The organism is Actinoplanes sp. NPDC023714 (genome assembly GCF_040639855.1).
Taxonomy (GTDB): Bacteria; Actinomycetota; Actinomycetes; order Mycobacteriales; family Micromonosporaceae; genus Actinoplanes.
In genome coordinates, this window is sequence record NZ_JBFAAR010000008.1 from 47,438 (window position 1) to 61,908 (window position 14,471).

The window sequence follows — 14,471 nt, forward strand, 5'->3', positions numbered from 1 at the left end:
GGAGGACCTATCTCGATGCGTCCATATATACGCAGCGTGGGTTCCGCCGGTCGGTCCCGCTCGTCACTGTCGACCCGTCCCGGGTTGCGTGCACTGGGCGCCACCGCCGTGGTTACCGCGCTCGGCCTCTCCCTGGCCGGCCCCGCCGTAGCGGCCACTGACGCGCCGTTCATCAGCGAGATTCACTACGACAACACCGGCACCGACAGCGGCGAGGCTGTCGAGATCGAGGCCCCGGCCGGGTTCGACCTGAGCGGCTGGCAGATCGTCCTCTACAACGGCAACGGCGGAGCCGCGTACAACACCGCCACGCTGAGTGGCGTCGTCCCCGCCTCGGGCGTGGTCGTGCAGACCTACCCGACCGACGGTGTGCAGAACGGCGCGCCCGACGGCGTGGCGCTGGTCAAGCCGGACGGCACGATCGCCGAGTTCCTCACCTACGAGGGCACGTTCACGGCGACCAGCGGAGCGGCGGCGGGCGTCGCCGGCACCGACATCGGCGTCTCGGAGACCACCACGACGCCGGTCGGCCACTCGCTCCAGAAGATCGACGGTGTCTGGCAGGCGGCGGCCGCGAACACCTTCGGCGCGCTGAACACGAAGGTGACCGAGCCCGAGGAGCCGGAGGAGCCCACCGAGGGCTGCACCACCGCGATCACCGACTCGATCGCCGAGGTGCAGGGCACCGGCGCGGCGACCGGCGTGGCCGGCAAGACCGTCACGGTCGAGGGCGTCGTGACCGCGGACCACCGCACCGGTGGCTACAACGCGATCGCGATCCAGACCGCCGGATCCGGTGGCGACCGCGCGGTCGCCGCGGGCACCGCGTCCGACGGCATCCAGGTCTACCTCACCTCGAACACCGCGAACCACCCGGCCGTCGCGATCGGCGACCTGGTCCGGGTCACCGGTGTGGTGAGCGAGTACAACGGCCTCACCCAGATCTCCACCGCGGCCAAGGCGGACGTGCAGCTCTGCGCCACCGGCGCGACCGTGCCGACCGCGGTGCCGCTGGCGCTGCCGCTCGACGACGACTCCCGCGAGTCCGTCGAGTCGATGCGGGTGGCGCCGATCGGGACGTACACCGTCTCGGACAACTACAACACCAATCGGTACGGCGAGATCATCCTGGCCGCCGGCGACGACCCGGCCCGGATCCCGACCGACGTGGCCCGCCCCGGTTCCGAGGCCGCCGCGAAGCTGAAGGCCGCCAACAAGGCCGGCCGCATCCTGCTCGACGACGGCAAGACCACGAACCTGGCCACGGCCGGTCTCGCGCCGCCGTACCTCGCCAAGGACGAGCCGCTGCGCGTCGGCGACACGGTGGAGAGCTTCGGCCCGAGCGTCCTGAGCTACGGCTTCAACGAGTGGCGCCTGCAGCCGGCCACCCCGGTCGACGCGAGCACCCCGGCCGGGACCCGGACCTCGTTCAAGCACACCAACCCGCGGACCGCCGGTCCGGCCAAGGTCGGCGGCGACATCAAGGTCGCCAGCTTCAACGTGCTGAACTACTTCGTCCACTTCGGTGGCGAGGCGCGCGGCGCCACCGACGCGGCCGCCCTCGCGAAGCAGGAAGCGAAGATCGTCTCCGCGATCACGGCGCTCGACGCCGACGTCATCGCGCTCATGGAGATCGAGAACTCGGTCCGCTTCGAGGAGACCGACACCCAGCTGGCGCTGAAGACGCTGGTGGGCGCGCTCAACGCGAAGGAGGGCGCGGGCACCTGGGACTACGTCCGTTCGCCGGCCGAGCTGCCGAGCGCGGCCGAGCAGGACTACATCACCAGCGCGATCATCTTCAAGCCGGGCACCGTCACGCCGAAGGGCGCGTCGAAGTCGATCAACGACGAGACGGTCTGGAGCAACGCCCGCGAGCCGATCGCGCAGACCTTCACGTCGGGCGCGATCGACTTCACGGTGGTGGCGAACCACCTCAAGTCGAAGAGCGCTTCGGTCACCCCGACCGGCGACAACGTGGACACCGGTGACGGGCAGGGCGCGTACAACGGCGACCGGGTCCGGCAGGCGAAGTCCCTCGCGGCCTTCGTCGAGGGCCTCGGCACCGACAAGGTGATCCTGCTGGGCGACTTCAACGCGTACGGCCAGGAGGACCCGCTGCAGGTCCTCTACGACGAGGGCTACTCGGACGCGCACACCACGTTCGCCCCGGACAAGTCCTCGTACGTCTACGGCGGCGAGTCCGGATCGCTGGACCACGCGCTGGTCACGAGCGAGTTCTCGAAGCGGATCACCGGCGTCGACATCTGGAACATCAACTCCGTCGAGTCGTTCGCCTTCGAGTACGACGGCTACGCGCCGTTCTACTCGCCCGACCCGTACCGCTCCAGCGACCACGACCCGGTCGTCGTCGGCCTGGACACCGGCGCGGCGGGCCCGGTCGACCTGCAGCTGCTGAGCATCAACGACTTCCACGGCCGGCTCGAGGCGCCGACCGCCGGCAACGGTGGCGCGGCCCAGCTCGTCGGCGCCGTCGACCAGCTGCGTGCGGCCAACCCGAACACCGCGTGGATCTCGGCCGGTGACAACATCGGCGCCTCCACGTTCATCTCCGCGATCGACAGCGACAACCCGACGATCGCCGCGCTGAACGAGGGCGGCCTGGCCGTCTCCGCGGTCGGCAACCACGAGTTCGACAAGGGCCTGTCCGACCTGGTCGGCCGGGTCGAGGACCGGGCCGAGTTCCCGTACCTCGCGGCGAACGTCTACTCCGACGGCGAGCGGGTCCTGCCCGGCTACTCGGTGCAGACCCTCGGCGGCGTGAAGGTCGGCTACATCGGCGTCGTCACCGAGCAGACCGCGTCACTGGTCAGCCCGGACGGCATCAAGGGTGTGGAGTTCCGCGACCCGATCGCCGAGACCAACGCCCTCGCGGCGCAGCTCTCCGACGGCGACGAGGCCAACGGCGAGGCCGACGTGCTGGTGCTGCTCGCCCACGAGGGCGCGGCCGAGACGAACATCGACTCGGCCGAGGCGCTGCAGAACGACGAGGTCTTCGGCGACTTCACCCGGGTGAGCGCCGAGATCGACGCGATCTTCAGTGGACACACCCACCAGCCGTACGCGTTCCAGGTCCCGGTCCCCGGAACCGACAAGACCCGGCCGGTCATCCAGGCCGAGGACTACGGCCTGAAGCTGGGCAAGGCGGTCCTGACGTTCGACCCGGCCACCAAGACGGTCACGAACTCGACCGCCGAGCTGCTGAACGTCACCGGCTACCCGTCGAACGCGGCGGTCGCCAAGATCGTGACCGACGCCAAGGCGACCGCCGAGGTGCTCGGCAAGGCGGAGCTCGGCAGGATCACCGGTGACATCAAGCGGGCCTACACGGCCGCGAACACCGAGGACCGCGGTTCCGAGTCGGTGCTCGGCAACTTCATCGCCGACGTCCAGCTCGACCAGACCAAGGACGCCGGCCGTGGTGGCGCCCAGATCGCCGTGATGAACCCGGGCGGTCTGCGGAACGACCTGCTCTACGGCACCGACGGTGGCGTGGTCACCTACTCGGAGGCCTTCGCGGTCCAGCCGTTCTCCAACGACGTGGTGACGCGCACCCTCACCGGTGACCAGATCCGCAAGGCGCTGGAGGAGCAGTGGCAGCCGCCCGAGGCGTCCCGCCCGGTGCTGCACCTCGGCGTGTCGAAGGGGCTCACCTACTCCTACGACGAGAGCAAGCCGCGCTACTCGAAGATCATCCCGTCGACGCTCAAGCTGAACGGCGTCGTCATCGACCCGGCCGGCAAGTACCGGGTCACCAGCAACTCGTTCCTCGCGTCGGGCGGCGACAACTTCCCGTCGCTGGTCAGCACGGAGAACGTGGTCACCACCGGTGACAACGACCTGACCATGCTGGTGAACTACTTCGCCAAGTACACGCCGATCACCCCGGACACCACGTTCCGCAGCACCAAGGGCGTGGCCGACGTGACGGCGCCGACCGGCACCTACGGCCTGAACGCCGCGGCGCTCTGGCCGGGCCAGTCGGTCACCCTGATCCAGCAGGCCCTGAGCGACGACGTCAGCGCCGCCGACAAGGTCACCCGGGTCGTCGACTGGGGCGACGGCAGCGCCGCGGAGACCCTGGCCGCGGGCGCGACGACCGCGACGCACAAGTACGCGTCCGCGGGCAGCTACACGGTCTCGGTGAAGCTCACCGACGAGGTGGGCAACTCCGGCGCGGCGACGTTCAGCGGCTCGGCCACGGTCGTGGTCGCGGCGCAGGCCGGTCAGTACAGCCTGAACCCGAAGCTGATCTGGCAGAGCGAGTCGACCGACCTCGCCTTCTCCGGCGTGACCGGTGCGACCGAGCTGTCGGTCGCCTGGGGTGACGGCAGCACCACGAAGGTCTCGGCGAACGGCGCCACGGTCTCGCACGCGTACACCAAGCCCGGTTTCTTCCAGGTCAAGGTGACGCCGTCGAACGCCGCCGGCGCCGGTAGGACGGTCACCGTGGGTGTGGTCACCGTCCTCGCGGACTTCTTCAAGCCGGACGTCCGGATCTCCGAGCCGCGCAACGACGACCGGGCCTCGTCCTGGCAGTCGGTCAGCGGCACGACGTTCGACCTGGGGGCCGGTGTGGCCGAGGTCAGCGTGGAGCTGGTCCAGGAGCGCTCCGGCAAGTGGTACTACTTCACCGGCACCACCTGGGTGAAGGCGAGCTCGGAGAAGGACGCCACCGCCAAGGCGAGCACGCTCACCGCGGTCCCGGGCGCCTGGGGCGCGTGGACCGTCGCGACCGCCGGCGTCGAGAAGGGCAGCCTGAAGATCACGTACTGGGCCGAGGACAAGGCGGGCAACACCGCCAAGGCCGAGACCTACCGTACGAAGATCACCAAGTAGGACCCTGATTCAGGAAGGCCCCCACCGGATCGATCCGGTGGGGGCCTTTCGCACATCTCAGCTCCGGCGAGCGCGCCAGCGGAACCCGGCCGCGATCGCCGTGACGATCGACCACGCTGCCACCAGCAGGCCCGCGATCAGCCATCCCACCAGCGCGCACACCACCGAGATCACGGCGAGCACGGCGGCGATGATGAAGAGGGGCAGGGGAGGGCGCCCGGTCGAGGAGACGCTGAAGTTGCCGCCACCCATGCGGGCGCAGAACTCCGGGTCGTCCCGCTGGAGTTGGCGCTCGAGCTGCGCCAGCCGCCGGTTGTCCTCTTTACTGAGCATGCCGCCACCTTCCGGTCCGCCCGCGCCGGTACAGCCGATCGAGATACAGCGATCTCGGTCACAGCCATTGTTACCTCTGAGTTGCTTTTGTGATACGGCTCGGTGTGCCGATTTTTCCGTCCGGCCCGCTCCGCCACGCGCCGCCGCACCCGGGTTCACCGGAAAGATCAGATATGTACGGAACGGCGGCACGCCGCCACGCGGTGTGCCGCCGAATCCCGACCGGAACTGATCAGGCGGGCGCGGTGAGGTCGTAGACCGTGGTGCTGCCGACCGTCCTCGCGGTGAAGTTCGCTGTCACCCACGCGCTGATCTGCGAGCTCTCGTTGCTGCCACCGTTGCCGCCGCCACGGCTGAACCCGCCGCCGCCGATGAAGTAGTGGATCTTCCCCTCGGCGACGTACCGCTGGAACTCCGCGAGGGTGGGTGACGGGTCGGTGCCGTTGAAGCCGCCGATCGCCATGACCGGCTTCTCGGTCGCCAGCTGGTATCCGGACGCGCTCTGCGAGCCGATCGCGGCGGCCACCCAGGTGTACCGGCCGGCGTCCGCCTCGAGCAGTGTCTTCATCTCGTCGCTGACCTCGGCCGCGTCGAGCAGCCCGCCCATGCCGCCGCCACCGCGCATCCCGCCGCCGGTCCGGCCACCGTCACCCTGCCCGCGGTTCTGCCCGCCACCGTTCGGAGCGCCGCCGTTCTGTCCATTTTGTCCCGTGCTGTTCTGGGAGCCGCCGCCGTTTTGGGAGCCGCCCTGAGGAGCGCCGAGACCGCCGCCGCCGGGAAAGCCCTGACCGCCGGGGAAGCCTTGACCGCCACCGGGAAAGCCCTGACCACCGCCAGGGAAGCCGGGCATGCCGCCGCCGGGGAGACCGCCACGATTGAATCCACCGCGGCCACCTCCCGGACCCCCACCGGCCACCGCCGGCCCCGCGGACGGGATGGATCCGGTGTGCGGTTGTGACGCGGTCTGTACGGCGTACGCGGCAGGCCCGGCCAGACCGACGACGGCCGCGACCGATGCAGCCACCAGGGCCAGACGCTGGGCCAAGCGGAAGGTGGCGATCAGCGCGACCGCCGCCAGCAGGCCGACGACCAGCACCGGCATCCGCAGCCAGGGCAGGAAGTCGGCACTGCGGCCGAGAAGCGTGTACGACCACCAGGCCGTCACCGCGACGGCCGCGCCGAGCGTCACCGCCGCGACGAGGTGGCGCCGCCGCTCCCACAGCAGGACCGCGCCCATCGCTACGACACCGCCGATCGCCGGGGCGAGGGCGACCGTGTAGTACGCGTGGAAGATGCCCTGCATGAAGCTGAACACCAGACCGGTCACGAGCAGCCAGCCGCCCCAGACCAGCAGGCCGGCCCGCTGAAGGTCGGTGCGGGCGCGGCGGGCGGTGATCACGAGTCCGGCGGCCGGCAGGATCAGCGCGGCCGGCAGCAGCCAGGAGATCTGACCGCCCTGCGCGCTCTCGAAGAGCCTGCCGAACCCGGCGGATCCCCACATGCCGCCGCCTCCACCCCCGCCGACGCTGCCGGTCTCGTCGCCGTTGAGCCGGCCGAGGCCGTTGTAGCCGAGGGTCAACTCGAGGATGCTGTTGTTCTGCGAGCCGCCGATGTACGGGCGCATCGACGCCGGCACGAGCTCGACGACCGCGATGTACCAACCGGCCGACACCACCAGCGCGACCAGGGCGAGCACCAGCTGGACGAGGCGCCTGCCGAGCTTCGGCGGCCCGGCGATCAGGTACGCGAGGCCGAACGCCGGCACGACGAGCAGCGCCTGGAGCATCTTGGCGAGGAAGCCGAACCCGAGCAGGACACCGGTCAGCACGATCCACTTCGTCGCGCCGGTCTCCACGGCGCGCAGGGTCGTGTACGCCGCCGCGACCATGAGCAGCACCAGCAGCGCGTCCGGGTTGTTGAACCGGAACATCAGCACGGCGACCGGGGTGAGCGCCGAGATCAGTCCGGCCAGCAGACCCGCGGCCGGGCCGAATCCGCGCCGCACCGTGGCGTAGAGCAGTCCCGTGGTGGCGACGCCGAGCAGCGCCTGCGGGACGAGGATGCTCCACGAGCTGAGGCCGAAGATCCGTACCGAGAGCGCCATGATCCAGAGGGCGGCCGGCGTCTTGTCCACGGTGATCGAGTTCGCCGCGTCGGAGGAACCGAAGAAGAACGCCTTCCAGCTCTCCGAGCCGGCCTGCACGGCCGCCGAGTAGAAGGCGTTGCCCCAGCCCGAGGCGCCCAGGCCCCAGATGTAGAGGACGCCGGTGAGCAGGAGGAGGGCGATGAGAGAGAGGCGGATCCAGACGGCGTCGGTGCGATTCCGTGGAGGAGCCGGCTCCGCGATGGCGGGCGCCGGCTCCTCGACGTCGGGCGGCAGCGTCGTGGTCATTCGGGTACTCCCCAGGGAGAGCTGGCGGATTCGTACCCGATGAACGATTGACGGGTGTTCTGTCCCCGCCTTGTGGCTTAGCTGTGGGTTGGTTGTGAAGAGATCACCCGGCGCTTCGCGGACGCCGCGGCGAGCCGCTCCAAGGTGGAGACCGTGGCGTCCCAGCCCATGCACGCGTCGGTGACCGACTGTCCGTAGGTCAGCTCGCCGCCCAGGTCCTGCCGGCCCGGCTCGATGAAACTCTCCAGCATGACGCCGCTGATAGCGCGCTGGCCGTCCTCCATCTGCGCCGCGATGTCCTCGGCCACGATCGGCTGGCGCCTGTGGTCCTTGTTGCTGTTGCCGTGCGAGCAGTCGATGACGAGGCGCTCCGGCAGGCCGGCCTTGCGCAGCAGCTCCACCGAGGCGGCGACGTCCGCGGCGCTGTAGTTCGGCCTGCCGCCACCGCCGCGCAGCACCAGGTGGCAGTCCGGGTTGCCGGTGGTGTGCAGGATCGCCGGGGTGCCGGAGTAGTCGATGCCCGGGAAGACGTGCTGCGCCGCGGCGGCCTGGATCGCGTCGACGGCCGTGGAGACGCTGCCGTCGGGGCGGTTCTTCATGCCGATCGGCATCGACAGCCCGGAGGAGAGCTGGCGGTGCACCTGCGACTCGACGGTCCGCGCGCCGATCGCGCCCCACGCCACGGTGTCCGCGATGTACTGCGGGGTGATCGGGTCGAGGAACTCCACGGCGACCGGCAGCCCGCGGCCGACGACCTCGAGCAGCAGCTTGCGGGCCACCCGCAGGCCGGTGCCGACGTCGCCGGAGCCGTCCAGCGCCGGGTCCATGATCAGACCCTTCCACCCGACGGTGGAGCGCGGCTTCTCGAAGTACACCCGCATCACGATCAGCAGGTCCTCGCTGAGCCGCTCGGCTTCCCGGCGGAGCAGATCGGCGTACTCGCCGGCCGCGATCGGGTCGTGCACCGAACACGGCCCGACCACGACCAGCAGACGCTGATCTCGGCCGTTCAGCACGTCCTCGACCTGTTTGCGGCCCTCCAGCACGGTGTCGTGCAACTCGGACGTGAGCGGCAGCTCGTGGTGCAGCAGGGCCGGGCTCATCAGCGGAACGACCTTCTCGATGCGCTGGTCGCGGACGCGCTGCACCTCTGGGGCTGTCATGGCGTTCTCTCTCTCCTCGGCCGGCGTCGCCGAGGAGGCGAGAGCCGGCTTGCTTGACGCAAACAAAAAGGCAGCGACGTCGTGTCGCTGCCTCAGCCGGCTCTGGCGGGTGTCTCAGGTCATGCGGTCATGGCCGAGGCACCGGCTGTAGCCGGCCTCGTAAACCAATAGAAGGACCACGTGCGAGTCACGTCGGCCAGCATAGCCGTCTCACCGCGCCGGATGTAGTTCCTGCGCGTGTTGTTCAGCTGTTGGGACGACCGGGGGTGGGCCGAGCGGCAGCATCACGGTGAAGACGGTCTGCCCCGGCCGGCTCTGCACGCCGACCTTCCCGCGGTGCGAGGTGACCACGGCGTGCACGATCGACAGGCCCAGCCCGGTGCTGCCGGCCGCCCTCGAGCGGGAGCTGTCGCCGCGGGTGAACCGCTCGAAGATCCTCGATACCAGGTCGTCCGGGATGCCGGGGCCGTCGTCGATCACCTGGAGCACGGCGGCGTCCGGCACCTGACCGACCTTGACCGTGACGGTCGAGCCCTCCGGCGTGTGCGTGCGGGCGTTGGCGAGCAGGTTCGCGAGGACCTGGTGCAGCCGGGCGCCGTCGCCGATCACGGTGACCGGCTCCTCGGGGAGGTCGAGCTGCCAGTAGTGGCGCGGGCCGGCCGCGTGCGCGTCGCTCGTCGCGTCGACGGCCAGCATCGTGAGGTCGACCGGGTCCTGGGCCAGCGGCCGGCCGGCGTCGAGGCGGGCCAGCAGCAGCAGGTCCTCGACGAGCGCCGTCATCCGCTTCGCCTCGGACTCGACCCGGGTCAGCACGTGCGAGATCTCGTCCGGGATGACCTGGCGGCTGCGGCGGCTCAGTTCGGCGTACCCGCGGATCGCGGCGAGCGGGGTGCGCAGCTCGTGGCTGGCGTCGGCGACGAACTGGCGTACCTGCATCTCGCTCGCATGCCGTGCCTCGAGGGCGTTGCCGACGTGGTCGAGCATCCGGTTCAGCGCGGCGCCGACCTGCCCCACCTCGGTGCGGGGGTCGGTGTCCTGCTCGGGCACTCGCTGCGCGAGTTGCACCTCGCCGCGGTCCAGCCTGAGCTCCGAGACCCGGGTCGCGGTCGCTGCCACTCGATCCAGGGGCTCGAGGGTACGACGGACGATGAGCGCACCACCCCAACCGGCGATGAGCAGCGAACCCAGGATCACGCAACCGGTGAACGCGGCCACGGTGATCAGGGTGGAGTTGATCCGGGTCAGCGAGAGGCCCACGTAGTAGACGACGCCCTCGCGGTTCACCACCTTGGTCATCATGTATTCGGGCAGATCGTCGCCGAGGTCGAGGTCGATCTTCGTACCCCGCGAAGTGACCTTGCTGAGCACGATCGCCTCGGCCTCCGCGGAGAGGGCGACGACCTCGTCCTTGGACTGCTCGTACCGGTAGACCCCGCCGGTCAGGGAGCCGTCGGTCTCCTGCCTCAGGACGATGGTCTGGGCCGGGATGCCGCCCAGGGGTACACCGCTCTGACCGCCGCCGCTACCGGGGTTGGGCCGCGGGAAGGTCCCGTCGGGCGCACGGAACTCGACGCGCTTCGAGATGTCCTCCAGCTCGTTCTCGACCTGGTTGTGCAGGGAGCGGTAGAGGTAGACCTCGGCGGTGGCGCCCACCACGAGACCCAGCACCGACAGGAGGGCGATCATGATGGCGACCAGCCGGGTGCGCAGCGACCAGCCCGCCGGGCTGCGCCAGCGAGCGGGGCGGGGGGAACGGGTCGTCGTGGCCATCGCGATCAGTCGGCGGGCTTGAGGACGTATCCGGCGCCGCGCATGGTGTGGATCATCGGCGCCCGGCCGGCGTCGATCTTCTTGCGCAGGTACGAGATGTAGAGCTCGACGACGTTGGCCTGGCCGCCGAAGTCGTAGTTCCAGACCCGGTCGAGGATCTGCGGCTTGCTCAGCACCCGGCGCGGGTTGCGCATGAGGTAGCGCAGCAGCTCGAACTCCGTCGCGGTCAGCGTGATCAGGTCACCGCCGCGGCGCACCTCGTGCGAGTCCTCGTCGAGGGTCAGGTCGCCGACGACGAGCTGCGACTCCGTACGCATCGGGGCGTGCCCCATCCGGCGCATGAGACCGCGCAGCCGGGCGACGACCTCCTCCAGGCTGAACGGCTTGGTGACGTAGTCGTCGCCGCCCGCGGTGAGCCCGGTGATCCGGTCCTCGACCGAGTCCTTCGCGGTCAGGAAGAGCACCGGCACCTCGGGGGACTCGCCGCGCAGCCGGCGCAGCACCTCCAGCCCGTCGATGTCGGGCAGCATCATGTCGAGGATGACGGCGTCCGGCCGGAACTCCCGGGCGGTACGCACGGCGGTCATGCCGTCGCCGGCGCTCCTCACCTCCCAGCCCTCGTAGCGCAGCGCCATCGAGAGCAGCTCGGCGAGGGTCGGCTCGTCGTCGACGACAAGGACCCGGACCGGGGTCCCGTCGGCCCGCCGGAGTTCGGTGCTGGAGTCTGTGTTCGCCATCGTCATGCCCCCACTTTGCTGGGCGTCGCTCTGCGCCGGCTTTTCGTTTCCTGTGTACTAGCTGTGGAGCTACACAGGGACCTTCGGCATGCGGGTCACCGCATTGAGGGGATCGGGGAACACTCGCCGTACGCGCGATGTTGTGCGAGCGTTGGTCTCTGTCGGCGGTGCGATCGTGGGGAGCGTGACGTGGATCTTCTCGAGGAATACCGCAGGGCGACTTTCTTCTTCGAGTCCGGCGACCCGCTCGGCGCCGCGAAGCTGCTCGAGCCGATCGTCGAGGCCGAGCCGCACAACACCGCGGTCCGGCAGCTCCTGGCCCGGGCCTACTTCAACTCGGCGCAGCTGAACGGCGCGGAGACCCAGCTGCGGGTGCTGATCGAGCACGATCCTTCCGATCACTACGCGCACCACGTGCTCGGCCGGACCCTGGAGCGGGCCGGCCGTTTCCGTGAGGCGCTGCCGCACCTGCGCCTGGCCGCCGCCATGAAGACGCAGCCCGACTACCAGGACGCGCTGCGCCGGGTCGAGACCTGGCTCGGCAAGAACGACGCCGCGTAGGGTTCGGATCGTGAAGCTGAAGCTGGACCTGCACGACATCTTCAACAAGGGGCACGAGATCGATCGGGCCCTGCGAGGTGTCATCGACGAGGCCATCCAGAAGAAGGCCGCGACCGTCGAGATCATCCCGGGCAAGGGGAGCGGAGCACTGAAGAAGAAGGTGCTCCGCTTCCTCGACCAGAAGGAGATCAAGCAGCTCTACCACCGGGTGGAGAAGGACGGCGACAACTGGGGCCGGCTCTTCGTGCACTTCCGGCACGACGCGCCGACCGGGCGCCGGGGCCGCGGGCGCTAGAGGGTGTAACTCTTCGCGATCGCCACCATCTCGCTGCTGTGCGAGCCGAGGACGCCCACGCCCGGCGGCCGGGGCCGGAATCCCGGTACCGCCGCCACGTCGTCGGTCGCGTCCATGGCCCGGAAGGTGACGGGTCCGGTCCCTCGTACCCTCAAGGTGATCTCCACCCCCTCAGCCGGCGGCGCATGGAAGACGAATCCGAAGCCCCAGCCGTCGCCGGCCACCCCGGTCACGTCCACCGGCCGGCCGCCGACGGTCGCCTCGACGACAGTGGTCGCCTCGGCCACGTGCAGCGTCACGAAGCGGGCCGTCCGCTGCGGTTTCAGCAGGAGATTCAAGGTCCGTTCCCCGCCCGAGGCCGTATCACCGGCGAGGGTGAGCTGCGGCGCGGGCAGATCCGACCAGGCCGGCGCCGGACCCTGCCGCAGCTCCTCGTCGCCGAAGGCGGGCAGCAGGCCGGTGACCCGGCCGGGCGGCTCGGTGAGGTACTGGGCGGTCCACTCCTGCGGGTCGGTCTCGTGACTCAGCCAGCGGGCCTGCTGGGTGTCGGCGTCGAGCGCGTACATCAGGTGGGTCAGCGACGGGTGCTGCTCGTCGAACCGGTCCACGGCCAGCCCGGTCCCGGTGAACGCCACGGCCGCCACCAGGGCGATCGCGGACGGGACCGCGCCACGCCGCCGGGCCCTCGCCGCTTCCATGCCCCGGGCGCCGCTCGACGCCGGGTGGATCAGGTCGACGACCGGCAGCAGCGCGAGCCCGAGCAGCACGGCCAGGAACGCGCCGACCCCGGCCATCGGCATGCCGAGCGCCGGGAAGAGCATCAGCACGGTGGGCAGCAGGATCACCACGGCCACGGCGGCGCCCGCGGCGATGAAGGCGGCGGCGCCCCGCTCGAATACCAGCGCGAGGAGGGCCGCGAGGGCGCCGGCCAGGGCCGGCAGCGAGGCCAGGTACGCGCCGCCGGGCGTCACCGCCGCGAGCACCACGCCGAGCACGGCCAGCCAGCCGAAACCCGCCACCGCGAGGGCGGCCGGGCCGATCCGCCGGCGCAGCAGCGCGTACCAGGCGAGGACGGTGAACCCGGCCAGGGCGATCACCGCGATCCGGTACCACAGTGGACGGTACGGGTCGATCGGGAGGCCGTCGTACTCCGGGCGGATCGCCACGAGCAGCCGCCAGAGGCCCTGCGCCAGGACCGGGGCCAGCACGATCGGGATCAGCGTGAGACCGGCGGCCGCCGCCATCCGCCCGCCGGTGGCCCGGCCCTGCCGGCGGACCAGCCAGGCCAGCGCCACGACCGCGACCACGGCCAGCGCGGCGAGCGGCCAGACCAGCGAGCCCGGATAGCGGACCAGCAGGCCGGGCACCGGGAAGTAGGTGGCGTCGCCGCCCTCGCCGATGCCGGTCAGGTCGCGTCCGCCGAGTTCCCGCAGGACCGCGAGGGTGTTCGCGCCGTGGTGCTGGAGGCTGGCCCGGTTCATCGACTCGGGAGTGTCGGTCGGCGCGTGGTAGACCGCCGCGCCGTCGATGTACGCGGCGTTCAGCCCGTGGAAGCCGGCCTCCCGGAACGGGGTGAAGTCGGTGTCGTTCGGCAGCAGCCGGTAGATCTCGACGGCGAACGAGGTGCCGACCGGCTGCGCCGCGTGCGCGTACGCCCCGACCAGCTTCCCGTTGTCCGCCGAGGTCTCGAACATGATCGCCGGGCCGTCGCTGCCGCGGGCCTCGAGGTTGAGCACGACGCCGCCGTCCCGGGCCAGCGGGTGCTGGTCGACGAACGCCTTCGCGCCGCAGAGACAGGCCTCCTCGGCGTCGGTGAGCACCAGCACCACGTCGTTGCGCAGCCGGTCGCCGGCGCCGGTCAGCGCGCGGGCGATCTCCAGGATCGAGGCGGTGCCGGCGGCGTCGTCGTTGCCGCCCGGGCCGACCTGCGCCGAGTCGTAGTGCGCGACCAGGAAGATCCGGCCGGTCGAGGCGGTGCCGGGGATCAGCGTGACGACGTTGCGTACCCGGGCCAGGCCCGCGCCGCCGGCGCTCGCCGACAGCGTCCCGCCCTGGATCGTGACGGTGTCCTGCGACTCGGGGGAGAGGCCGAGCCCGCGCAGGGTCTCGATCAGGTGGTCGTGCACCCGCGCGTTCGCGGCGCTGCCGGCCGGATGCGGCACCGCGGCGATCGTGCGCACCTCGGCGAAGGCGCGCTCCGCGCTGAACTCCCCGGCCGGCGCCGAGGTGGGCAGGGGCGCCGGCGGGGTGATCGACCGGACCGCGAAGAACCCGGCCAGGGCCAGGACGGCGAGGACCGCCGCGGCGGCGATGCCCCGGCGAGCCGGCCGGAGGAGAGCGAAGTCACGCATGGGTGACATCTA

At 70.8% G+C, this 14,471-nt stretch carries 9 protein-coding genes; 3 read left to right on the top strand and 6 right to left on the bottom strand.

Going from position 1 to position 14,471, the window contains the following annotated elements:
* Positions 1-36 precede the first annotated feature (36 nt).
* Complete coding sequence (locus tag AB0G10_RS30165; protein WP_360929144.1) at positions 37-4,857, top strand: ExeM/NucH family extracellular endonuclease; 4,821 nt, start codon at positions 37-39, stop codon at positions 4,855-4,857.
* Positions 4,858-4,914: 57 nt separating this feature from the next.
* Here the strand turns inward: AB0G10_RS30165 and AB0G10_RS30170 are convergent, their stop codons facing one another.
* The 5 genes from AB0G10_RS30170 to AB0G10_RS30190 all read right to left on the bottom strand — a co-directional run bounded on the left by AB0G10_RS30170 (position 4,915) and on the right by AB0G10_RS30190 (position 11,258).
* Positions 4,915-5,190: a DUF3040 domain-containing protein gene (locus tag AB0G10_RS30170; protein WP_360929147.1), complete on the bottom strand. Its 276-nt coding sequence runs from the start codon at positions 5,188-5,190 to the stop codon at positions 4,915-4,917.
* 232 nt (positions 5,191-5,422) lie between these two features.
* Positions 5,423-7,582, bottom strand: a complete 2,160-nt coding sequence (locus AB0G10_RS30175) for a glycosyltransferase family 39 protein (RefSeq protein WP_360929150.1) — start codon at positions 7,580-7,582, stop codon at positions 5,423-5,425.
* Positions 7,583-7,659: 77 nt separating this feature from the next.
* Positions 7,660-8,745: a 3-deoxy-7-phosphoheptulonate synthase gene (locus AB0G10_RS30180; protein WP_360929153.1), complete on the bottom strand. Its 1,086-nt coding sequence runs from the start codon at positions 8,743-8,745 to the stop codon at positions 7,660-7,662.
* 210 nt (positions 8,746-8,955) lie between these two features.
* Positions 8,956-10,515, bottom strand: a complete 1,560-nt coding sequence (locus tag AB0G10_RS30185) for a HAMP domain-containing sensor histidine kinase (RefSeq protein ID WP_360929156.1) — start codon at positions 10,513-10,515, stop codon at positions 8,956-8,958.
* A gap of 5 nt (positions 10,516-10,520) precedes the next feature.
* On the bottom strand, positions 10,521-11,258 hold the full coding sequence (locus tag AB0G10_RS30190) for a response regulator transcription factor (RefSeq protein WP_360929158.1): 738 nt from the start codon (positions 11,256-11,258) through the stop codon (positions 10,521-10,523).
* 183 nt (positions 11,259-11,441) lie between these two features.
* Between AB0G10_RS30190 and AB0G10_RS30195 the strand changes: the two genes are divergently transcribed.
* Together AB0G10_RS30195 and AB0G10_RS30200 are read left to right on the top strand one after the other, a co-directional pair.
* Entirely contained in the window at positions 11,442-11,813 is a 372-nt protein-coding gene (locus AB0G10_RS30195; RefSeq protein WP_360929161.1) for a tetratricopeptide repeat protein, read from the top strand.
* A gap of 10 nt (positions 11,814-11,823) precedes the next feature.
* Positions 11,824-12,108 (top strand): Smr/MutS family protein, encoded by a 285-nt coding sequence (locus AB0G10_RS30200; protein WP_360929164.1) that lies wholly within the window; start codon positions 11,824-11,826, stop codon positions 12,106-12,108.
* On the opposite strand, the gene AB0G10_RS30205 is transcribed toward AB0G10_RS30200, so the two are convergent.
* The gene (locus tag AB0G10_RS30205) at positions 12,105-14,459 is read right to left on the bottom strand and encodes a M28 family peptidase (protein ID WP_360929167.1); all 2,355 of its coding nucleotides are present in this window, start codon (positions 14,457-14,459) and stop codon (positions 12,105-12,107) included. The two genes, AB0G10_RS30200 and AB0G10_RS30205, sit on opposite strands and share 4 nt — an antisense overlap.
* Positions 14,460-14,471: the final 12 nt, after the last annotated feature.

Coding starts and splice junctions, on each gene's coding strand:
- AB0G10_RS30170 (WP_360929147.1), bottom strand. CDS start 5,190: ATGCTCAGTAAAGAGGACAACCGGCGGCTGGCGCAGCTCGAGCGCCAA.
- AB0G10_RS30175 (WP_360929150.1), bottom strand. CDS start 7,582: ATGACCACGACGCTGCCGCCCGACGTCGAGGAGCCGGCGCCCGCCATC.
- AB0G10_RS30180 (WP_360929153.1), bottom strand. CDS start 8,745: ATGACAGCCCCAGAGGTGCAGCGCGTCCGCGACCAGCGCATCGAGAAG.
- AB0G10_RS30185 (WP_360929156.1), bottom strand. CDS start 10,515: ATGGCCACGACGACCCGTTCCCCCCGCCCCGCTCGCTGGCGCAGCCCG.
- AB0G10_RS30190 (WP_360929158.1), bottom strand. CDS start 11,258: ATGACGATGGCGAACACAGACTCCAGCACCGAACTCCGGCGGGCCGAC.
- AB0G10_RS30205 (WP_360929167.1), bottom strand. CDS start 14,459: ATGCGTGACTTCGCTCTCCTCCGGCCGGCTCGCCGGGGCATCGCCGCC.